Here is a 19,021-nt window from a genome sequence, read left to right as displayed (position 1 = left end):
GGTCACCGCCCATCAACTGTGGGAGCGGGCTTGCTCGCGAAAGCGCACTTACAAACGACATCAACGCTGAATGTTCCAGGATCTTCGCGAGTACCCCCGCCCCACACTGGCTCGTTTCAAGCCGCGCTGGCGGCGAATTTCTCGTAGTAAAAGTTCGCCGGCGCAATGCCTTGCTCACGGATGAACTGGCTGACCGCCTCGACCATCGGCGGCGGGCCACACAGGTAGACGTCGACGTCGCCATCGTGCAAATGCCCGGGCTCGATGTGCTGGGTTACATAGCCCTTGAGTGGATGCCGGCTCTCGGGGCTGGCCACGCAGGCGCTGAAACTGAAGTTGGGGATGCGCGCGGCGAAGGCTTCGAGGCGGTCGAGTTGCACCAGGTCGAAGTCGTGGGTCACGCCATAGATCAGGTGCAGCGGATGCTCACTGCCCTGTTCGGCGATCTTTTCCAGCATCGCCGTGAAAGGCGCCAGCCCCGTACCACCGGCCAGCAACAACAGCGGCCGGCGGATGTCGCGCAGATAGAAACTCCCCAGGGGGCCAGCAAGGTTAATGCTGTCGCCGACCTTGGCCATGCCGGTGAGGAAGCTGCTCATCAGCCCGCCGGGCACGTTGCGAATCAGGAAACTGACCTCGCCGTCGCGCTGCAACGAGCTGAACGAGTAGGCGCGGGTCTGCTCGCTGCCGGGAATGCCCAGGTTCACGTATTGCCCCGGCAGGAACGCCAGCTTGCCCAACGCATCGCCCTTGATCGACAGCGCGATGGTGCTGTCGGACAACTGGCGCACCGCACTGATGGTGGCGTCGTAGCTGGCCTGACGGGTGCGGCAGACATCCGAGGACGCCGGCACTCGCACCACACAATCACTGCGCGCGCGCATCTGGCAGGTCAGGACGAAACCCTGTTCAGCTTCTTCAGGGCTGAGGGCGTCTTCGATGTAGTCCTCGCCCAGATCGTAGCGCCCGGCCTCGGCGAAACACTTGCAGGTGCCGCAGGCGCCGTCGCGGCAGTCCAGGGGAATATTGATGCCCTGGCGATAGGCGGCATCGGCCACGGTTTCGCCGGCATGGGCGTCGATGAAACGCGTGACGCCGTCTTCAAAACTGAATGCGATGGAATGAGTCATGACGGGCGCCTCACAGGTGGTAGACATCAATGACCTGGCGAACGTAGTCGTTCTTCAGGATCACTTTCTTGGCCTTGATCAACGGGTTTTCACCGCGCACATCAAGGGTGTAGAAACTGCTGCCGAAATAGCTGTCGACGGTCTTGTAGCGAAAGCTCAGGGTGTGCCAGTTGAAGCGCACCTTGCACAGCCCGTCTGCCTGTTCGAGCAGCTCGATGTTGCTGATGTTGTGGGAGGTGCGGGTGTCCGGCACGCTGGCGCTGGAGCGCTCGGTCTTGATACGGAATACGCGGTCTTCGAGGCCGGTGCGGTTGCCGTACCAGATCAGCGAGATCTCCCGCTGCGGGTCCTCGGTCAACTCGTCGTTGTCGTCCCAGGATGGCATCCAGAAGGTCGCGTCCGGGGCGTACAGTTCAAGCCATTGGTCCCACTGGCGATCGTCGAGGTAGCGCGCCTCGCGATAGAGGAAGTCGCGCACACTGTCGTAGGTGATGGTCATTGCACGGCCTCCACGGCAATCAGTGCGCACTGCTCTGCGGCCAGGGCCTTGAGCATGGTCTGCTGCCAATACTTGTGTTGCAGCACGAACAGGCCTTCGTCTTCGGTACGCACACCGCTGAGCAGCGGGTGCAGGTCGATCTCTTTGGCGGCTTCGTCTGCACCTTCGATCCAGTGTTCTGCACCACGGGACATGTCGTTCCAGGTGGTGACGCTGCCCTGGTAGCTGGTCTGGCAGGAGCGAAACTCCTCCAGGTCGTCCGGCGTGGCCATGCCGCTGACGTTGAAAAAATCCTCGTACTGGCGAATGCGGCTGGAGCGGGCATGGTCGCTCTCACCTTTCGGGGCGATGCAATAGATGGTGATTTCGGTGCGGTTGACCGAGATTGGCCGGGCGATACGGATCTGCGAGCTGAACTGGTCCATCAGGTACACGTTGGGATACAGGCACAGATTGCGCGAGTTCTCGATCATCCAGTCGGCGCGGGCCTTGCCGAAGTCCTGGGCCAGCTCGTCGCGACGTTCGTACAGCGGGCGGTCTTCGGGGTTGGCCCAACGGGTCCAGAGCAGCATGTGGCCCTTGTCGAAGGAGTAGAATCCACCACCCTGCTTGGCCCAGCTACCGGCGCTCATGGTCGGGTTGCTGTCACCAGCCTCGCGTTGCTTGCGCTGGTTTTGCGTGGCCGCATAGTTCCAGTGCACAGAGCTGACGTGATAGCCGTCGGCGCCGTTCTCGGCGGTGAGCTTCCAGTTGCCTTCGTAGATGTAGCTGGAGGATCCGCGCAGCACTTCCAGACCGTCGGCGGACTGGTCGACGATCATGTCGATGATCTTCGCCGACTCGCCCAAGTGCTCGACCAGCGGCAAGACGTCGGCCTTCAGGCTGCCAAACAGGAAACCGCGATAGGACTCGAAACGCGCGACCCGAGTCAGGTCGTGGGAGCCTTCGCAGTTGAAACTCGCCGGGTAACCCGCCTGGGCCGGGTCCTTGACCTTGAGCAGTTTGCCGGAGTTGTTGAAGGTCCAGCCGTGGAACGGGCAGGTGTACGAGCTCTTGTTGCCGGACTTGTGCCGGCACAGGGTTGCGCCGCGATGGCTGCAGGCGTTGATGAAAGCGTTGAGCACACCCTCCTTGTTGCGCGCGATGAAGATCGACTGGCGCCCCATGGTGGTGGTGTAGAAATCGTTGATGTTGGGGATCTGGCTTTCGTGGGCCAGATAGAGCCAGTTGCCTTCGAAGATGTGTTGCATCTCCAGATCGAACAGGCGCGGGTCGGTGAACATCTCGCGCTTGCAGCGATAGATGCCTTGTTCGGGATCGTCTTCAAGCAGGGAATGAAGATATTCGGGTCGCAGGGTCATGGCCGCCGCCTCCATTGTTATTGTTCAGGCAGGGGTCATGCTAGGACGGGGCAATGAGGGGGACTATCCGCGGGGTGCAGACCTTTATCCGTTTTGTGCAGGGGGTAGGCGTTGAGTCAGGGCAACATCAATGTTGAATGTGCCGGCCTCTTCGCGAGCAGGCCCGCTCCCACATTGGTTTTTCTGTGGGCCACGGATCTTTAATACACCAACGCGAGTAGGTGGGAGCGGGCTTGCTCGCGAAGGCGTCGATTCAGACAACATCAAAAGTAATGCATGACAACGGTTGTCAGTGCCGACGCTTGAGGGTATCGGACGGCAACTCGCCGAACTGTTTGCGGTAGCTGTCGGAGAACCGGCCCAGGTGCAGGAAGCCGTAGTCCATCGCCACTTCAGTGACGTTGCGCACGTTGCAGGTCGGGTCGCTGAGGCAGGCGTGGATGCGTTCCAGGCGTTTGTGGCGCAGGTAGTTTTTCGGCGTCAGGCCGGCATTGCGCTCGAACAGGCCATACAACGAGCGCAGGCTCATGCTGGCCTGGCGCGCCAATTCTTCGCTGTCGATGTCCTGCTTGAGATTACACGCGATGTAGTCGGCAATCGCTTGGAAAGTCGAGGCCTGTGAACCGGGACTGAAACGGCTGACATTGGTTTTCATCAGGCTGAGCATCTTGCTGACGATGATTTGCGTGTAGTGCTCCTGCACCCTGGGGATCTGTTCGGCAGCCTCGGCTTCCTGGCAGATCATCGCCAGCAGGTTGACGAAGCCTTCCAGTTCATTGAGCTGGTAGCGGTTCTCGAGGAACCTCACGCCCTGCCCCGGATAATGCCAGCGCTGCTCGTCGCAGACGGCTTCGAACAAGTGTGTGGGGACTTTGAGGATGAATTTTTCGCAATCGTCGGAGTACGTCAGGTCCACCGGATCGTCGGGGTTGATCAACAGCAGCTCACCGGGGGCGAAGTAATGCTCCTGGCCGTGCCCGCGCCACAGGCAGTTGCCACGCAGCAGCACCTGCAGGTGATAGATGTTCTCCAGCGCGCCCGAAGTCACCCGCACACTGGCGCCGTAGCTGATGCGGCACAGATCGAGGCTGGCGAACTTGCGATGGTCGAGACTGGCCAGCGGCCGTCCCGTACGGGGCATGAGAATGCAGTGATTGCCGACGTGCTGATTGACATAGCCGGACACCGCGTAGGGGTCGGCATGGTCGAATACTCTGCTGCGCTGACTCAATAGTTGCGCTTGCATCATCGGGTCACTCTCATTGTTGTTATAGGTTGCGTCGGTCCATTCTAGAGCCGAAACACTTGTAGGAGCGAGCTTGCTCACGATGGACTTGAGAACGCCGCGGGGCATCAGGCTCCCGGCGTCATCGTTGACGTCCATCGCGAGCAGACTCGCTCCTACAGGAGTCGAGGGTGATCAGTCCTCGAGTGCGCGGACCCGTTCGTGGCGTTGCTGTTCTTCAGGCTGGCCGGTGGACTGCAAGGTGAAGTCGAACTCGATTTCGGCAAACCGACCGCTCACGCCGTGGGCTGCTGCACGCTGTTGATCATCGCTGAAGGTGATTTTGGCGATCAGCTCGTCACGGGTAGCGTAGGCAAAGTCGTCGTGTAGGTACTGATCGCCGTCGAGGTTGATCTGGGTGGTCAGATGGCGATGGTCCGCTGCCGAAATGAAGAAGTGCACGTGCGCCGGACGCTGGCCGTGACGGCCCAGTTGATCGAGCAGTTGCTGGGTCGGACCGTCCGGTGGGCAGCCGTAGCCCGACGGCACGATGCTGCGAAAACGATAACGGCCTTCGGCGTCGGTGACGATACGGCGACGCAGGTTGAATTCCGATTGGGTGGGATCGAAGTACGAGTAGGTACCACCGGTGTTGGCGTGCCACACGTCTACCACGGCGCCAGCCAGCGGTTCGCCAGCGGTGTTGAACACGCGGCCTTGCATGAACAGGGTCACACCCGGATCGACGCCGTCATCCAGACGTGCTTCGCCTTGGGACAGCGGTGCACCGGCCACGTACAGCGGGCCTTCGATAGTACGCGGGGTGCCGCCGGATTTGCCGGCCTGCTCGTCTTCAGCGTCCATCAGCAGGTCGAGGTAATGTTCCAGGCCCAGCCCGGCCACCACCAGGCCCGCCTCCTGACGTGCACCCAGCACGTTGAGGTAGTTCACGGCTTTCCAGAATTCTTCCGGGGTCACCGCCAGGTCTTCGATGATATTCACCGAATCACGCAGGATGCGGTAGACCAAGGCCTTGGTGCGTGGGCTGCCGGCGTCGTTGTGCAGGCCGCTGGCCTCTTCGAGAAATTTCTGGACTTCGGCAGTGTGGGAAATCTTTACGTTCATCAGGGGTTCCTCATCTTGTAATTATTGGCGTATCGAGCTGAACAGGCCAGGTTCAGCGGTCATCGTCACGGATGGAAGAAGGATGCCGGCACAGGGCGTCGATCTCGATGGCCATGTACGGAAACAGTGGTAACTGCATCAGCAGGTCGTGCAACTCCTGAACGCTGTCGACATCGAACACGCTGTAGTTGGCATAGTGCCCGGCGATGCGCCACAGGTGGCGCCACTTGCCCTGCTCTTGCAGGCGCTGCGCCAGGGCTTTTTCGTCAGCCTTCAGTTTGGCCGCCGCTTCGGGATTCATATCGACCGGCAGGTTCACGGTCATTTTTACGTGGAACAGCATAATGCTCTCCTCAGGCTTGATGAATGGCAGTGGATGTTTTGTCGCGGCGGAAAAACGTCAGGCGCTCTTCATCCAGGTTCAGGCCCAGACCCGGTGTTGTCGGCACGTGCAGTTCAAAGTCGCGATACACCAGCGGTTCACTGAGAATGTCTTCGGTCAGCAGCAGCGGGCCGAACAGTTCGGTGTCCCAGGCCAGTTTGTTCAGGGTGACAAAGGCATGGGCCGAGGCCATGGTGCCGATCCCGCCTTCGAGCATGGTGCCGCCGTACAGGCCGATACCGGCCGCCTCGGCGATGGCGGCGGTGCGCAGTACCGCGCGCGGGCCACCGTTCTTGGCGATCTTCAGGGCGAACACCGACGCTGCACCTTCACGGGCCAGGTTGAACGCATCTTCCACGCACTCGATGGACTCGTCGGCCATGATCGGTGCCGGGCTCATGGCATTCAGGCGCGCCATGCCGCTGCGGTTGTTGCGCGAGATCGGCTGTTCGATCAGGTCGATGCCGTTGGTGCCGAGGATCCGGCAGGCCCGCAGTGCAACCGCTTCGTCCCAGGCCTGATTGACGTCGACGCGCACGCTGGCACGATCGCCCAGGGCTTTCTTGATCGCAATGACGTGGGCCAGGTCGCGGTTGACTTCACCGGCACCGATTTTCAGTTTGAAGATACGGTGGCGGCGCAGCTCGAGCATTTTTTCCGCTTCGGCGATGTCCTTCGCGGTATCACCGCTGGCCAGGGTCCAGGCCACGGGCAGCGCATCACGCACGCGGCCACCCAGCAATTCGCTGACCGGCAGGCCAAGGCGCTTGCCCTGGGCGTCGAGCAACGCGGTTTCAATGCCGGATTTGGCGAAGGTATTGCCACGGATACTGCGCTCCAGACGCAACATGGCGGCGTTGACGTTGCCGCTGTCCTGGCCGAGCAGTAATGGCGTGAAGTGCGTGTCGATGTTGGTCTTGATGCTGTCCGGGCTCTCGTTGCCATAGGCCAGGCCACCGATGGTGGTGGATTCACCGATGCCTTCGATGCCGTCGGCGCAACGCACGCGAATGATCACCAGGGTCTGGTTCTGCATGGTGTGCATCGCCAACTTGTGCGGGCGGATGGTCGGCAGATCGACGATGATCGTCTCGATCGATTCAATGGCAGTTGCAAGCATTTCGATACCCGTCAGGTTCTTGAAGTTCTGGAATCGATTCTCGTACGGCTTTTTTCGCGAAGCCAATATAGAATTGGTCTGACTCAATACCTTAAAGGTATGCAACTGATCGAGCAGCGGAGGCACCATGGAACTGCGTCACCTGCGGTATTTTCAGGTATTGGCCCAAACCCTCAACTTCACCCGCGCCGCCGAACTGCTGCACATCGCCCAGCCGCCGCTGAGCCGGCAGATCCAGCAACTTGAAGATGAACTCGGGGTTGTACTGCTTGAACGGGGGCGGCCGTTGAAGCTGACCGACGCCGGACGGTTTTTCCATGAACACTCCACTGCCCTGCTCGAACAACTGAGCAAGGTCTGCGACAACACGCGGCGCATCGGCCAGGGAGAAAAAACCTGGCTGGGCATCGGTTTTGCGCCGTCGACACTGTATGGCGTCCTGCCGGAACTGATTCGTCGCCTGCGCAGTGGCGAGCCTTTGGAGCTGGAGCTGGGGCTCTCGGAAATGACCACGCTGCAGCAGGTGCAGGCGCTCAAGGCTGGACGCATCGACATCGGCTTCGGGCGAATCCGCATCGACGATCCGGCGATCGTCCAGACCGTCCTGACCGAAGACCGCCTGGTGGCCGCCCTGCCTGCCGGTCATCCCTTGCTCGGTGGACCCATCAGCTTGCGCGACCTGGCCAAAGAGCCCTTTGTGCTCTACCCCGGCAACCCGCGACCCAGCTACGCCGACCACGTGATCGCGCTGTTCGAGTCCTATGGAGTGAGCATCCATGTGGCGCAGTGGACCAACGAGTTGCAAACGGCGATCGGGCTGGTGGGAGCAGGCATTGGCGTCACCCTGGTACCGGCTTCAGTGCAATTGCTGCACCGCGACGACATTGGTTTCACGCCGCTGCTGGAAGACAACGCGACCTCGCCGATCATCCTCAGCCAACGGGTGGGTGATGTGTCACCAGGTTTGAATCATTGCTTGCGGATGATCGATGAGCTGCTGCCCCGCGACTGATGGCACCTGCCCGAGGTAAAGCGCTGACCTATCCGGCAAACGCCCGGCGCCCGGCGCTCATCTCGGTGCGCAACTCACCCACGAAGTCGGAGATGGCGCGCACACTGGTCAGTTGCTCTATCGAAACGCCGTCGAGCAACAACTCCACACGCCCGGAAACAGCGTCAAATACCTCGATTCGCAGGAGTCCGTGGCTTTCCGTGCACTCACAGGACAGCGGCTGAAAACCTGACTCGACGATACTGCAAAGGACTGAAATCGGGATCATGGCCGGTGCCTCGAGCGGTGACAGGTCAATCTTGATCCGTTTCAGAATAGATACACTTTGGGATTTTTGCGCCAGTGATCATTGGCAATTAGTGTTAGCTGCCTCGCATTTCCAAGGTTTTTCAATGGGCGTTGCGGCCCCAGATCCAGTTCCACAGCCCTGGCAACTGCACCGGTTGTGAAGCATCGCGCACGGTGCGTGCCAATGCCGCCCGCAACAAGGCGTCCCGATCGTCGTAAAAAGGCTTGTCTGCGGTTTTCACGCCGCTGGCCCGGGCACTGTCGAGGAGTATCTGCAGGTACTCGCGGGTATGCCGGGCGGTATAGCGGTTGAGGTCGTGAAAGGTCACCACTACCGGAATCACCCCGTCGACCACCGGCAGTTCGCCTCGGGCAATGCGCTCGCGTACTTCAGACATCGAGCGCAGCATGTGCGAGCGCCTGCGGGGGCTGGCGTTGAAGCCCCAGATCTTGCCGTCATTGGCACTCAAGTCGGTCAGCAACACGTGCAGGCCATGCTGCTGATAGGCGGCGAAGGTGCGTTTGTCGTAGTTCCAGAATGGCGGGCGCAGCAGGACCGCAGGCGTACCGCTGATCGCCGCGATGTCGGCGCAGCCTTCGGTGAGGGCCTGCTCCAGTTCCTGCGGGTCGAGGGAGCGATGATTGGTATGACCGGGTGTGGCAGTGTGGAAACCCAGAATGTGCCCTTCGGCCTGTTCGCGACGCATGATGCCCTGCCCGATTTCACTGCCCCCGGCCCGGGACGCGCGGGTCTGCACGAAGAACACGGCCTTGATGTCCGGTTGCAGCGGATTGCGCGCCAGGCTGTCGAGCACGGTCTCGGTCGGATTCCACCAACTCGAGGCGCTGGGACCGTCATCGAAGGTCAGCAAAAAGCGGATCGGTGGTTGTGCGCGCAAACGCTGTTCGGTCTGCGGCGTCATTTCAATGGGGGCCGCGATACAACCCAGCAGTCCGGCTGCCATCACGCTCGCGATTAAAAACTTGTACAACTTATTCATGTTTTGCCTTGGGCCAGACCTGATGCTCGACAGCAAAAAAAATCTTTGCCGGTTCATCCGTTGTAGACCCGCATTGCCTGCGGGCGCAGGTTGGATAAGGTACACGGGGTTTTGTTCCGGTGCTTGCCCTGTAAGTGGGAGGGGTGCCGATTTTAGCCGATGCAACTAAGCTCAAAACTCCGGTCGGTGTTTCATAACAAGGGTGTCAGGCAATGTGCGGACGACTCTCGCAATATCGGGGCATCCACGATTTCGTCGCGGCGCTGAGCATCCCCGATGCAATGATCAACCACATCGGTCATGAGCCGTTGGCGCGCTACAACGCCGCGCCCACCATGCAACTTGCCCTGCTGCACGTGGAGAACGAGCGCCTGCACGCCGACTCAGTGCGCTGGGGCTGGCGACCGCATTGGGCGAAAGATCGTGCAGCGCCGATCAATGCCCGGGTCGAGAAAGTGGCCCACGGGCCCTACTTCAAGGCGATCTGGCCACACCGCGCGATCTGCCCGGTCGATAACTGGTTTGAGTGGGTCGATGCCGGCGATGCCACAAAGCAGCCCTGGCTGATCCGGCGGCGAGACAAGGGGCCCGTGTTCTGTGCCGCGATCGGTCAGTTCCCGCTCGATGGTTTACCGCCACGGGAACACGATGGCTTCGTCATCATCACCGCTGACAGCGCCGGTGGCCTGCTTGATGTGCATGACCGGCGGCCAGTGGTGCTGTCGGCTGAACTGGCGCGCGAATGGCTCGATCCTGCGACGTCAAGTGAGCGCGCCGAGCAAATGCTGCTGTTCCAGGGCGAGGCGAGCGAGGTGTTCGAGTGGTATCAGGTCGACAAGGCGATTGGCAACGTCCGGAACCAGGGCCCGGCGCTGATCGAGCGAACAGTCGCTTGAACAATCAACCAGAACGCGAAAGCAGTCATAAATAACAACTTGTATTAAAGGTTTCGTACATACCAGCTACAACTAGTGTTTCGCCCGGTTAACACTCATTTTTGCGGCATTAACCGCTTGTCAGACTCTGTCGTGGCAATAGATACATTTACAAAAACTACAGCTAGCATTCGCGCCGCATTTCCGACAACCAGGTGACCGAAGAGTCAGCGACCAAGGAAATCCTATAACAATAAGCCTTGCAGAGAAAAACTCAATTGCGCGACGATTTTACAAATAATCAAGCCGCGAGTCTGGCCTATGCCTATCTCACAAAGACAGAACATTACCAACTCGACTGCTTTATCGGGCAATACATCAAAACCCGCAATCTTCGATCCATTCCCGGGATCAATGAAGTCCTCGCTTCAACCCTTGAAACCTACCCTGGTAAACCGCCGGTAATGGTCAATGAGTTGAATGCCTGGATCGACAAGACCCTGGGGTATCGTGCAACCCACCCCGAATTTCCAGAGTGCCTGGAGCAAGGGTGATCAATATCGACACGCCTTGTGGCAAGGGGGCAAGCCCCCTCGCCACAAGTGTGTGACCCTGCTTAAGTGAACAGCGATTACGCTCGATGCGGGGCGTTGTCGTTTTTCAGGCGCTCAAAACTTACGGTCCGGTTCTGACAACTCAGTCCCGTCGTCTGGATGTTTCCAGTCCGGTACCGAACGCTTCTGCCGTTCGATCTCTTCTTGCGTAGGTTCGTCCGCGTCCTCTTCCGGGTCGGAATGTTTGGGCTCGTTGGCCATGTTCACCTCTCTTGCTAAAAGGGATCTGTCTTGCCTTCAAGCGTAGAACAGTTTCCCGCCCCCGGTTCAAAGCCACCAGCGCAGCAAAAAGAAAAACCCCATGCTTAACAACATGCTGAGCAAAGTGTTGCGGGTATAAAGCACCAACCCCACAGCCACCAGCGAGCTGATCAGGTAAGGGTTGTCCCATTGCAGGTTAAGTTGTTTTTCCGGCATGAACACGATCGGCCCGCAGATCGCGGTGAGCATGCCCGGCACGGCAAAACCGAGAAACTGTCGGGCATTGCTGCTCAGGCGCAGTGGCAGCCTGGGTTCGAGGAACACATAGCGGTTGAGAAACACCAACACGCCCATGCCGATAATCACTGCCCAAACCATCATGCGCGTCCACCCTGGAATTTGTTGCAGATAAAACCCGCGGTCATGCCCGCCAACCCTGAGAGCACCAGGGCCGACCCCCATTGCCAATAGCTGAACAGCACCGAGCAGAACAGCGAAACCGCCACACAGATCACCGTCGGTACGTTGCGTACCACCGGGGTAATCAGGGCGATGAAAGTTGCCGCGATGGAGAAGTCCAGGCCCAGGTGTTCAAGGCCTGGAATGCTGCTGCCGAGCACGATGCCGGCCAGGGTAAAAAGATTCCAGGCGACGTAGAACGTCAGGCCGACGCCCAGGGCGTACCAGCGGTTGAACTGTTGCTTGTCATGTTGGCTGGTCAAGGCGAACAGTTCATCGGTGAGCAAGAACCCCAGCCCTGCGCGCCAGCGGCCCGGCAGTGGCGAAATGACCGAGCGCAGGCTCATCCCGTAGAGCAAGTGCTGGGAGGTCAGCAGCAAGGTGGTCAGCAGAATCGAAAAGATCCCGGCCCCGCCCTTGAGCATGCCGATGGCCACCAGTTGCGCGGCCCCGGCAAACACGATACTGGACAAGCCCTGACCTTGCAGGGGCGTGAGATTGGCCTCGATGGCCATGGAACCGGCCAGCAGCCCCCAGGGCGCGGTGGCCAGGGACAGCGGCATGATCGCCACGGCACCGCGAAGAAACGCAGTGCGCGGCAGATGTAATTCGGACATAGCATTCTACATACAGGGAAAAAAGCCAGACTGTGCCAGCAGTCGCGGCCAAACGCATGCACATTCTTGCGAAATTTGCCTCGACGATCCGGTCCTCAAGCCTGTGCCATTCATCGGCTGCCCGCTTGAAACACTGCGGTGGTAGCAACATGATGGCGCTGCACTTTTCTTCGAGGCCAGGTATTTCATGAGCTCAATCGAAACGGATAGCGACGTCTACAAAACCCTGCTCGAATCAACCCAGGCGATTCCTTGGCGCATCGACTGGAAAACCATGACATTCAGCTACATCGGGCCGCAGATCGAGCAATTGCTGGGCTGGAAGCAGGACAGCTGGGCCTCGGTCAACGACTGGGTCGAACGCATGCACCCTGATGATCGCAATTATGTCGTCGACTTCTGCGTTTCCCAATCCCGGGCGGGAGTCGATCACGAAGCCGACTACCGGGCGCTGACGGACAAAGGCGAATACGTGTGGATTCGCGACGTAGTGCACGTGCTGCGCAAGGATGGTGAGGTTGAGGCACTCGTGGGCTTCATGTTCGACATCAGTGAGCGCAAGAAAACCGAAGAGCATTTGCTGCGCCTGCAAAAGCAACTTGAAGAGTATTCCTTCCAGGATGGCCTGACCGGTATCGCCAACCGGCGCATGTTCGACACCGTGCTGGAACGCGAGTGGAACGCCGCGCAGCGCACCGGCTCGGCCCTCTCGTTGTTGATGCTGGACATCGACTACTTCAAGCAATACAACGACCATTACGGCCACATCAAGGGGGACGAATGCCTGCGCCAGGTGGCGCAAACCCTGTCGCTGGCAGCCAATCGGCCACGGGATTTCATCGCCCGTATCGGCGGCGAAGAATTCGTCTGGCTGCTCCCGGAAACCGATGCCGAATCCGCCAGGCTGGTGGCCCACAAATGCCTGCACCTGATTCGCCAGCAGCAGATCCCGCACGAGCTTTCTGCGGTGTCGAACCTGCTGAGCGTCAGCCTGGGAGTCGGCACCACCACGGCCTCGATGCATGCCACACCGCTAGAGTTCATCGAGCAGGTCGACCAGTTGCTCTACAAGGCCAAACACAACGGGCGGATGCGCGCCGAGTTTACTGATTTTCGTGAATGAGCCGCCCGCGCACCATGGACTGACTGGCAGGTTACCTCAGGTACCGACATGCTCTACCGACTCGCCGCCGATGGGCTGGTGCTGTTCCATTTGTTGTTCATTGTGTTCGTGCTGTTTGGCGGGCTGCTGGCACTGAAATGGCGGTCAGTGCCGTACTGGCATGTGCCTGCGGCGGCCTGGGGCATGGTGGTGGAGTTCTTTCACCTGCCCTGCCCGCTGACGGACTGGGAAAACAACATGCGCCATGGGGCAGAACAGACCGGTTACGCAGGTGGGTTCATCGAGCATTACATCTGGCCGGTGATCTACCCGACGGGGCTGACGCCGAGCATGCAGCTTGGCCTGGGGGCTGTGGTGCTGATGATAAACGGGGTGGTTTATCTTTGGTTGTTCCAGCGGATGAAGCTGCGCCGAATGCGCTGACTCGGCAGGCCCATCCTTTGTAGGTCTGGCTCGTCAGGGATTAGCCTGGACCTTGCATCGAACACTCGGGCGCCATCGCCGGCAGGCCAGTTCCCACAAAGGTTGGCGTGAGCCGGCCCGGTTGGTGCAGGGCGGGGTCTGCAGACCCTGTCGTCAGTTGGCAATCACACTCATATTGCGCCCGCTGGCCTTGGCCACATACAGCGCCTTGTCCGCCGCACCGATCAGGTCCTCGGGCCGCAGCTCCGAGTTCGGTTCACAGGCGCACACACCCAGGCTGACGGTGACAATACCTTCGGGGCTTTCGCCGTGGGCAATGGCCACCTGCATCACTGCGCGACGGATTTTTTCCGCCACCAGAAACGCCCCGACGTAATCGGTGCCGGGCAGCACCACGGCAAATTCTTCGCCACCGTAGCGCGCCGCCAGATCTGTGGGACGCTTGATGTTGTCGGTGATGATCGCACTGATGTTGCGCAGACACTCGTCACCCGCCAGGTGACCCTGGTGGTCGTTAAAAGCCTTGAAATGATCGACATCGATCATCAGCAGCGCGAGGCCTGCCTGGTTGCGATGGGCGCGACCCAGTTCCGCCTCGATAAACACATCGAACTGGCGCCGGTTGGCCAAGCCCGTGAGGGCATCATTGAGCGCCAGCCGCTCGAGATTGCGATTGACTTCCAGTAGTTGCTCCTGGGTGTCGAGCAACTCGACTTGAACCAGATTCTGCTGCCTCATCAGGTTGATCAGTCGATAACCCAGCATGCCCACAAAGGTCAGCAACAACGCGACGATGCCTGCGCTGAGCAGGGCCTGCTTGCGCCAGCCATCCAGAGATTCCTCCTTGTTGATCGCGACGAATACGATCAGCGGATAGTTCTCGACCCGGCGATACCCCACCACCCGTTCGACCCCGTCGAGGATCGACTTTATCGTCGCCGTCCCGGCGTCAGCCTTGGGCAGCAATTGGAGAAACAAAGGGCTCTTGGCAAGGCTGGTGCCGATCTCCGCCTCGTTGAACGGTCGACGTATGACGACGGAGGCGTCGTCGGCGATCAGGTTAATCACGCCGTTACGGCCGATATCGATGCTGTCGTAGAGCTGCAGGAAATGGCTGAGGTAAATGGTGGCCAGCGCCACCCCGGCAAAACTGCCATCGGGATGATTGACCCGGCGCGACACCGTCATGACCCACTCGCCGCTGGAACGACTCTTGATCGTTGGCCCGATGTGCGGCCCACGCCCGGGATTATCGCGGTGGTAGATAAAGTACTCGCGGTCGGAGTTGTTCAGACCGGTCTGTTCGGCGCCGTTGGAGTTGGCGACCCATTGCCCTTTTTCGTCCAGCACGAACAGGCCATGGAGCTGGCTGAGTTCACCGCGCTCGGCGGCGAGCAAACGTGGCAGGCGGACCGGATCGACACCGTCATGCTCCAGGCGGTCGACCAGGGCAAACAGCAACGTATCCGCCTGCTTGATCGTCGCCTGAGCCTGTGAGGCCAGGGTCTGCGCAAGGTTGGACATCGCCACTTCCTTGTCATGCAGATGGTACTGGCGCGCGGTCCAGGCTTCCCAGATCAGGATAGCCGTCATCGAAAGGCAAACCGCGACCAACAGGCTCACCGCAGAACGGATCTTGAGCCGGTTCACGCCAGAGCGGAGTGTGTCAATTTGATCGATGATCGCCGGCTGCCCCATGGTTGGTCCCTGAAGTTCTGTTACCGCGATGTTCGCTTGAGCGCTTCCAGCCAGGCCGGATCCAGGCGCGTCTGCTGCGTGTCGATGCCCAGCGCTTGCATCCGCGCCTTGTGCTGGTCCATTTCACGGATCAACTGGCTGTGGTCGCTGGAGTTGCCGTCCAGTTCATGCATCTGATTCAAGCCCAGATGATAGAACCGTAGCACCTTAACGGCGATCGGATCGCCGGCCTCCACAGCGCTGGTCACATGATGCATCACATTGGTAACACTCATCAGGCTGCGCTTGAGCTGCCAGTTGTACACCGCCGGCGCCATCCATGCCTGCGTCCAGAACACTTTGCGCATCAATGCCGCCATCACCAGCACCGCCACAAACACGCCACCGACGTTGAATCGCAGGTTGTCACCCCCGGGTTCGCCGAACAAGGCCACGGCGGCGGTCGACAGGAACATGGCCAGGGCCAGAAAGATCAGGGCAATAATCACTGTGCTGCGCCGTGTCTGTTGCCGATAGGTGTCGGCGTTCATCGGCTGGATTTCGAACATTACGTCGGGATTCCTTGGGTCGTAGACAAAAAGACTGCGGGGGCATTATCGCCTCTGCGGGGGATTTAGCTATGCTGGGGCTCCTTTTCATCTTTTCATCGTCAAAGGGAGGACGTGGCGAGACCCCGCAGTTCGTGCCATCTTCTTTCATGGATACATACTATTCGGGTGTCATTCGCTGGTTTGCGCGAATGCCATCGTTTTAAGGATCATTGAATGACCCAACGACAAGTAATCAACGCCTCGGTCAGCCCTAAAGGCAGCCTGGAAACACTGTCCCAACGCGAAGTCCAGCAACTGAGCGAAGCCGGTTCCGGCAGCACCTACGACATCTTCCGCCAATGCGCCCTGGCCATCCTCAACACTGGCGCCCACGTCGACAACGCCAAAACCATCCTTGAAGCCTACAAAGACTTTGAAATCCGCATCCACCAGCAAGACCGCGGCGTACGCCTGGAACTGCTGAACGCCCCGGCCGACGCCTTCGTCGACGGCGAAATGATCGCCAGCACCCGGGAAATGCTGTTCAGCGCCTTGCGTGACATCGTCTACACCGAAAACGAACTCGACAGCCAGCGCATCGACCTGAGCACCTCCCAGGGCATCAGTGACTACGTTTTCCACCTGCTGCGCAACGCCCGCACCCTGCGCCCCGGTGTCGAGCCGAAGATCGTGGTGTGCTGGGGCGGCCACTCGATCAACACCGAAGAATACAAATACACCAAGAAAGTCGGCCACGAACTGGGCCTGCGCAGCCTGGACATCTGCACCGGTTGCGGCCCCGGCGTGATGAAAGGCCCGATGAAAGGCGCCACCATCGCCCATGCCAAGCAGCGCATCCACGGTGGTCGCTACCTGGGCCTGACGGAACCTGGGATCATCGCCGCCGAAGCGCCAAACCCGATCGTCAACGAACTGGTGATCCTGCCGGACATCGAAAAGCGCCTGGAAGCCTTCGTGCGCGTCGGCCACGGCATCATCATTTTCCCGGGCGGCGCCGGCACGGCCGAAGAGTTCCTGTACCTGCTCGGCATCCTGATGCACCCGGACAATCAGGGCCTGCCCTTCCCGGTCATTCTCACCGGGCCTAAACATGCCGCACCGTACCTGGAACAGCTTGACGCGTTCGTCGGTGCCACCTTGGGCGATGGCGCCAAGCAGCACTACCAGATCATCATCGACAACCCGACCGAAGTCGCCCGCCAGATGACCCAGGGCCTCAAGGAGGTCAAGCAATTCCGCCGCGAGCGCGCCGACGCCTTCCACTTCAACTGGCTGTTGAAAATCGACGAAGGCTTCCAGCGCCCGTTCGATCCGACCCACGAGAACATGGCCAACCTGAAACTGAGCCGTGACCTGCCCGCCCACGAACTGGCCGCCAACCTGCGCCGCGCGTTCTCCGGCATCGTCGCCGGCAACGTCAAGGACAAGGGCATCCGCCTGATCGAGGAACACGGGCCGTATCAGATCCGTGGGGATGCCGCGATCATGCAGCCGCTGGATCAGCTGCTTAAGGCATTTGTGGCCCAGCATCGGATGAAATTGCCGGGTGGCGCGGCGTATGTGCCTTGTTATCGGGTGGTTGCGTAGTAGCGCCGAGTTGCCAGGAATGTAACCGCTCCCTGTAAGAGCGAGCAGGCTGGCGATGGAGGTTAACGATGACGCGGGCATTCTGGATGCCCGCGGCGCTCTCGGGTTTTTCGCGAGCGTGCTCGCTCCTACAGGGGGTCGGGGCTGTTCGCGGATTTTGTGGATGGCACAGATCAACTGTAGGAGCGAGCAGGCTCGCGATGATGGTTAACGATGACGCGGACATTCTGACTACGCGCGGCGTCCTTGAACGCCTCGCTGACTAGCTCGCTCCTACAGCGAATCAATGCACCTGACCGCTGGCCGATTTTCCTTGGCGAACCAGAATTTCATTGTCCTTGCTGATGGTTTGCTCGATGTTGTAACCGATAAGGCCAATCACTTGACCCTCTTTTGAATACGTCACCTCGACATAACCCCCGCCAACATAATTCACGCGATAAATACGCATGCCATTCACAGTGCGCATCGCAAACGACTCAATTTCGGATAAGTCCTCGATCCCTACTGATTTGGGGATCAAATTCTCGATCCTGATATTTCCCCCTTCTTGCCGGTACACTATTGACCCATCGGGGCGAGTGACTTTTATGCCACCCTCTACCTTCTCCACCACGCTGCCACAGACTTGGGCACTGAGGACGTTACCTTCCTGGTCCACTTGAACATAGCAATCGTCTGTTGTCGTTTCCGCTCCTTGTGGGTCGGCCTCAAACTCTTCGTTTATTTTGCCTGTTTTAAGTTTGGTCATTGTGCTGCTCCTTGCAGATGCCGGAATTGGCATTGATTTGTCAGGCTCTTGCTACCGACCAACCGCCGAGCGCCTCGACTGATCATCGGATCAGAAATGCTCAGGCTTCACCGAACAATATCCATTCGATGTTTTCCTCTGCGACGGTAATACGATCGGCGAGCAGGAAGCGGCTATGGCTACGCCGGACGTTCAATGTCGGCATGATTTCGCCTTTCTCGAAACGTCGGATCTCGTCGACGATGCCTTCCGCTTTCCAATAGCCGGATTGCGGGCAGGCTTGACCGCTGTTGCAGGTCAGCTTGCGGTAAGGCTCCCGGATGAAATCGGGAGATGCTGGTAGCGGTCGACCGGAAGTGGGGTCGAGGAGTTTGGCCTTGGCCAGTTGCTGGATCAGCGCTTCGCTGGGCTTTTCTGGCGGGACGTTTGCCAGGCGTTCTTCGAGCCATTGGAGCTTGCCGTCCCAGGCTGGGAGTTTGGCCGGTGGCAGCGGGAGGATTTCGTTGATTTCGGGGACTTTGGGGTTGGCATAGGAGTAGCCAGAGAGCACTTTCCAGATTTTTTCGTAGCGTTCGGCGCGTTCCAGATCTTCCTTTTGACCGAGGTAGTGCAATTCATTTGTAGGTTCTGGACCGCGAAATCCCTCCTCCATAAAACCGGCTGAAGTCTCATCTCCAGCCGCCACTCCGAGCTGGAATGCTTCGAGCGCTTCTTGATACTGCCCCTTGGTTTGAAGATGGACGCCTAATTCTGTAGCCGCTTCGCCGTGGCCCTGTTCGGCAGCGCATCTGCGCATCTGCCGGGCAATAGAGGGGGCAATGCTCTTTGGCGCTAACTTGTTACCGACATCATACTGGGCCTGGGCATTGCCTTGATCGGCAGCTTTACGAAAGTAACGTAATGCCATCTCCGGATCCTGCTTAAGCCCGGCCGAACCCTGCTGAAGAAAGATCCCCACAAAGTAGTAACCTGTCGCCAC

22 protein-coding genes are annotated in these 19,021 nt (G+C 59.4%); 6 read left to right on the top strand and 16 right to left on the bottom strand.

Annotated features, from left to right (window positions below):
• Positions 1 to 116: 116 nt before the first annotated feature.
• The 7 genes from benC to AC07OG_RS21785 all read right to left on the bottom strand — a co-directional run bounded on the left by benC (position 117) and on the right by AC07OG_RS21785 (position 6,842).
• Entirely contained in the window at positions 117 to 1,130 is a 1,014-nt protein-coding gene (benC, locus tag AC07OG_RS21815) for a benzoate 1,2-dioxygenase electron transfer component BenC (RefSeq protein ID WP_060541771.1), read from the bottom strand.
• A gap of 10 nt (positions 1,131 to 1,140) precedes the next feature.
• A complete protein-coding gene (benB, locus tag AC07OG_RS21810; protein ID WP_060541772.1) occupies positions 1,141 to 1,629 on the bottom strand; it encodes a benzoate 1,2-dioxygenase small subunit in 489 nt (162 codons plus the stop codon).
• Complete coding sequence (benA, locus tag AC07OG_RS21805) at positions 1,626 to 2,990, bottom strand: benzoate 1,2-dioxygenase large subunit (RefSeq protein ID WP_495068059.1); 1,365 nt, start codon at positions 2,988 to 2,990, stop codon at positions 1,626 to 1,628. Before benA ends, benB begins: the two co-directional genes overlap by 4 nt.
• A gap of 289 nt (positions 2,991 to 3,279) precedes the next feature.
• On the bottom strand, positions 3,280 to 4,239 hold the full coding sequence (locus AC07OG_RS21800; protein ID WP_495068115.1) for an AraC family transcriptional regulator: 960 nt from the start codon (positions 4,237 to 4,239) through the stop codon (positions 3,280 to 3,282).
• 171 nt (positions 4,240 to 4,410) lie between these two features.
• A complete protein-coding gene (catA, locus tag AC07OG_RS21795; protein ID WP_218423769.1) occupies positions 4,411 to 5,340 on the bottom strand; it encodes a catechol 1,2-dioxygenase in 930 nt (309 codons plus the stop codon).
• 52 nt (positions 5,341 to 5,392) lie between these two features.
• The gene (gene catC / locus AC07OG_RS21790) at positions 5,393 to 5,683 is read right to left on the bottom strand and encodes a muconolactone Delta-isomerase (RefSeq protein WP_060541777.1); all 291 of its coding nucleotides are present in this window, start codon (positions 5,681 to 5,683) and stop codon (positions 5,393 to 5,395) included.
• A 10-nt stretch (positions 5,684 to 5,693) separates the two neighbouring features.
• The gene (locus AC07OG_RS21785; RefSeq protein ID WP_495068114.1) at positions 5,694 to 6,842 is read right to left on the bottom strand and encodes a muconate cycloisomerase family protein; all 1,149 of its coding nucleotides are present in this window, start codon (positions 6,840 to 6,842) and stop codon (positions 5,694 to 5,696) included.
• Positions 6,843 to 6,969: 127 nt separating this feature from the next.
• Here AC07OG_RS21785 and AC07OG_RS21780 point away from each other — a divergent pair, with 127 nt between their 5' ends.
• Positions 6,970 to 7,854 carry a LysR family transcriptional regulator gene (locus AC07OG_RS21780; RefSeq protein WP_495068058.1) on the top strand — a complete coding sequence of 295 codons (885 nt, stop codon included), beginning with the start codon at positions 6,970 to 6,972 and terminating at the stop codon, positions 7,852 to 7,854.
• Between the two features lie 28 nt (positions 7,855 to 7,882).
• On the opposite strand, the gene AC07OG_RS21775 is transcribed toward AC07OG_RS21780, so the two are convergent.
• Positions 7,883 to 8,122 carry a DUF1652 domain-containing protein gene (locus AC07OG_RS21775; protein ID WP_495068057.1) on the bottom strand — a complete coding sequence of 80 codons (240 nt, stop codon included), beginning with the start codon at positions 8,120 to 8,122 and terminating at the stop codon, positions 7,883 to 7,885.
• A gap of 121 nt (positions 8,123 to 8,243) precedes the next feature.
• On the bottom strand, positions 8,244 to 9,143 hold the full coding sequence (locus tag AC07OG_RS21770) for a polysaccharide deacetylase family protein (protein WP_495068056.1): 900 nt from the start codon (positions 9,141 to 9,143) through the stop codon (positions 8,244 to 8,246).
• A 212-nt stretch (positions 9,144 to 9,355) separates the two neighbouring features.
• On the opposite strand from AC07OG_RS21770, the gene AC07OG_RS21765 reads away from it, so the two are divergent.
• Together AC07OG_RS21765 and AC07OG_RS21760 are read left to right on the top strand one after the other, a co-directional pair.
• Entirely contained in the window at positions 9,356 to 10,039 is a 684-nt protein-coding gene (locus AC07OG_RS21765; RefSeq protein ID WP_495068055.1) for an SOS response-associated peptidase family protein, read from the top strand.
• Between the two features lie 257 nt (positions 10,040 to 10,296).
• Positions 10,297 to 10,572, top strand: a complete 276-nt coding sequence (locus AC07OG_RS21760; protein ID WP_495068054.1) for a hypothetical protein — start codon at positions 10,297 to 10,299, stop codon at positions 10,570 to 10,572.
• Positions 10,573 to 10,686: 114 nt separating this feature from the next.
• Here AC07OG_RS21760 and AC07OG_RS21755 read toward each other — a convergent pair whose 3' ends face one another.
• The 3 genes from AC07OG_RS21755 to AC07OG_RS21745 all read right to left on the bottom strand — a co-directional run bounded on the left by AC07OG_RS21755 (position 10,687) and on the right by AC07OG_RS21745 (position 11,909).
• Complete coding sequence (locus tag AC07OG_RS21755) at positions 10,687 to 10,833, bottom strand: hypothetical protein (RefSeq protein WP_177336970.1); 147 nt, start codon at positions 10,831 to 10,833, stop codon at positions 10,687 to 10,689.
• Between the two features lie 66 nt (positions 10,834 to 10,899).
• Positions 10,900 to 11,211 (bottom strand): AzlD domain-containing protein, encoded by a 312-nt coding sequence (locus AC07OG_RS21750; protein WP_165557448.1) that lies wholly within the window; start codon positions 11,209 to 11,211, stop codon positions 10,900 to 10,902.
• The gene (locus AC07OG_RS21745; RefSeq protein WP_495068053.1) at positions 11,211 to 11,909 is read right to left on the bottom strand and encodes an AzlC family ABC transporter permease; all 699 of its coding nucleotides are present in this window, start codon (positions 11,907 to 11,909) and stop codon (positions 11,211 to 11,213) included. Before AC07OG_RS21745 ends, AC07OG_RS21750 begins: the two co-directional genes overlap by 1 nt.
• A 187-nt stretch (positions 11,910 to 12,096) precedes the next feature.
• Here AC07OG_RS21745 and AC07OG_RS21740 point away from each other — a divergent pair, with 187 nt between their 5' ends.
• Both AC07OG_RS21740 and AC07OG_RS21735 read left to right on the top strand, forming a co-directional pair.
• Positions 12,097 to 13,032 (top strand): sensor domain-containing diguanylate cyclase, encoded by a 936-nt coding sequence (locus AC07OG_RS21740; protein WP_060541784.1) that lies wholly within the window; start codon positions 12,097 to 12,099, stop codon positions 13,030 to 13,032.
• A 48-nt stretch (positions 13,033 to 13,080) separates the two neighbouring features.
• The gene (locus tag AC07OG_RS21735) at positions 13,081 to 13,455 is read left to right on the top strand and encodes a DUF2784 domain-containing protein (protein ID WP_495068052.1); all 375 of its coding nucleotides are present in this window, start codon (positions 13,081 to 13,083) and stop codon (positions 13,453 to 13,455) included.
• Positions 13,456 to 13,608: 153 nt separating this feature from the next.
• Here AC07OG_RS21735 and AC07OG_RS21730 read toward each other — a convergent pair whose 3' ends face one another.
• Both AC07OG_RS21730 and AC07OG_RS21725 read right to left on the bottom strand, forming a co-directional pair.
• Complete coding sequence (locus AC07OG_RS21730) at positions 13,609 to 15,153, bottom strand: sensor domain-containing diguanylate cyclase (RefSeq protein ID WP_495068051.1); 1,545 nt, start codon at positions 15,151 to 15,153, stop codon at positions 13,609 to 13,611.
• A gap of 20 nt (positions 15,154 to 15,173) precedes the next feature.
• Positions 15,174 to 15,701 carry a DUF3087 family protein gene (locus AC07OG_RS21725; protein ID WP_060541787.1) on the bottom strand — a complete coding sequence of 176 codons (528 nt, stop codon included), beginning with the start codon at positions 15,699 to 15,701 and terminating at the stop codon, positions 15,174 to 15,176.
• 216 nt (positions 15,702 to 15,917) lie between these two features.
• On the opposite strand from AC07OG_RS21725, the gene ppnN reads away from it, so the two are divergent.
• On the top strand, positions 15,918 to 17,291 hold the full coding sequence (ppnN, locus tag AC07OG_RS21720) for a nucleotide 5'-monophosphate nucleosidase PpnN (protein ID WP_060541788.1): 1,374 nt from the start codon (positions 15,918 to 15,920) through the stop codon (positions 17,289 to 17,291).
• A 283-nt stretch (positions 17,292 to 17,574) separates the two neighbouring features.
• On the opposite strand, the gene AC07OG_RS21715 is transcribed toward ppnN, so the two are convergent.
• Positions 17,575 to 18,042 (bottom strand): hypothetical protein, encoded by a 468-nt coding sequence (locus tag AC07OG_RS21715; RefSeq protein WP_495068050.1) that lies wholly within the window; start codon positions 18,040 to 18,042, stop codon positions 17,575 to 17,577.
• Between the two features lie 100 nt (positions 18,043 to 18,142).
• Positions 18,143 to 19,021: SEL1-like repeat protein (locus AC07OG_RS21710; RefSeq protein WP_495068049.1), on the bottom strand; the 879-nt coding region annotated here is incomplete at its 5' end.

The sequence above is a fragment of the Pseudomonas sp. GW821-FHT09H03 genome, from assembly GCF_059415945.1.
The sequence above is the reverse complement of the archived record's forward strand: the minus strand, read 5'-3'. Positions and strand labels throughout refer to the sequence as shown.

Bases quoted from the DNA above. Each gene is read 5' to 3' on its own strand.
- AC07OG_RS21765 (WP_495068055.1), top strand. From the start codon at position 9,356: ATGTGCGGACGACTCTCGCAATATCGGGGCATCCACGATTTCGTCGCG.
- AC07OG_RS21785 (WP_495068114.1), bottom strand. From the start codon at position 6,842: ATGCTTGCAACTGCCATTGAATCGATCGAGACGATCATCGTCGATCTG.
- AC07OG_RS21730 (WP_495068051.1), bottom strand. From the start codon at position 15,153: ATGGGGCAGCCGGCGATCATCGATCAAATTGACACACTCCGCTCTGGC.
- benC (WP_060541771.1), bottom strand. From the start codon at position 1,130: ATGACTCATTCCATCGCATTCAGTTTTGAAGACGGCGTCACGCGTTTC.
- AC07OG_RS21745 (WP_495068053.1), bottom strand. From the start codon at position 11,909: ATGTCCGAATTACATCTGCCGCGCACTGCGTTTCTTCGCGGTGCCGTG.
- benA (WP_495068059.1), bottom strand. From the start codon at position 2,990: ATGACCCTGCGACCCGAATATCTTCATTCCCTGCTTGAAGACGATCCC.
- AC07OG_RS21755 (WP_177336970.1), bottom strand. From the start codon at position 10,833: ATGGCCAACGAGCCCAAACATTCCGACCCGGAAGAGGACGCGGACGAA.
- ppnN (WP_060541788.1), top strand. From the start codon at position 15,918: ATGACCCAACGACAAGTAATCAACGCCTCGGTCAGCCCTAAAGGCAGC.
- AC07OG_RS21775 (WP_495068057.1), bottom strand. From the start codon at position 8,122: ATGATCCCGATTTCAGTCCTTTGCAGTATCGTCGAGTCAGGTTTTCAG.
- catA (WP_218423769.1), bottom strand. From the start codon at position 5,340: ATGAACGTAAAGATTTCCCACACTGCCGAAGTCCAGAAATTTCTCGAA.
- AC07OG_RS21770 (WP_495068056.1), bottom strand. From the start codon at position 9,143: ATGAATAAGTTGTACAAGTTTTTAATCGCGAGCGTGATGGCAGCCGGA.
- AC07OG_RS21740 (WP_060541784.1), top strand. From the start codon at position 12,097: ATGAGCTCAATCGAAACGGATAGCGACGTCTACAAAACCCTGCTCGAA.
- AC07OG_RS21800 (WP_495068115.1), bottom strand. From the start codon at position 4,239: ATGATGCAAGCGCAACTATTGAGTCAGCGCAGCAGAGTATTCGACCAT.
- catC (WP_060541777.1), bottom strand. From the start codon at position 5,683: ATGCTGTTCCACGTAAAAATGACCGTGAACCTGCCGGTCGATATGAAT.
- AC07OG_RS21780 (WP_495068058.1), top strand. From the start codon at position 6,970: ATGGAACTGCGTCACCTGCGGTATTTTCAGGTATTGGCCCAAACCCTC.
- AC07OG_RS21750 (WP_165557448.1), bottom strand. From the start codon at position 11,211: ATGGTTTGGGCAGTGATTATCGGCATGGGCGTGTTGGTGTTTCTCAAC.
- AC07OG_RS21715 (WP_495068050.1), bottom strand. From the start codon at position 18,042: ATGACCAAACTTAAAACAGGCAAAATAAACGAAGAGTTTGAGGCCGAC.
- benB (WP_060541772.1), bottom strand. From the start codon at position 1,629: ATGACCATCACCTACGACAGTGTGCGCGACTTCCTCTATCGCGAGGCG.
- AC07OG_RS21735 (WP_495068052.1), top strand. From the start codon at position 13,081: ATGCTCTACCGACTCGCCGCCGATGGGCTGGTGCTGTTCCATTTGTTG.
- AC07OG_RS21725 (WP_060541787.1), bottom strand. From the start codon at position 15,701: ATGTTCGAAATCCAGCCGATGAACGCCGACACCTATCGGCAACAGACA.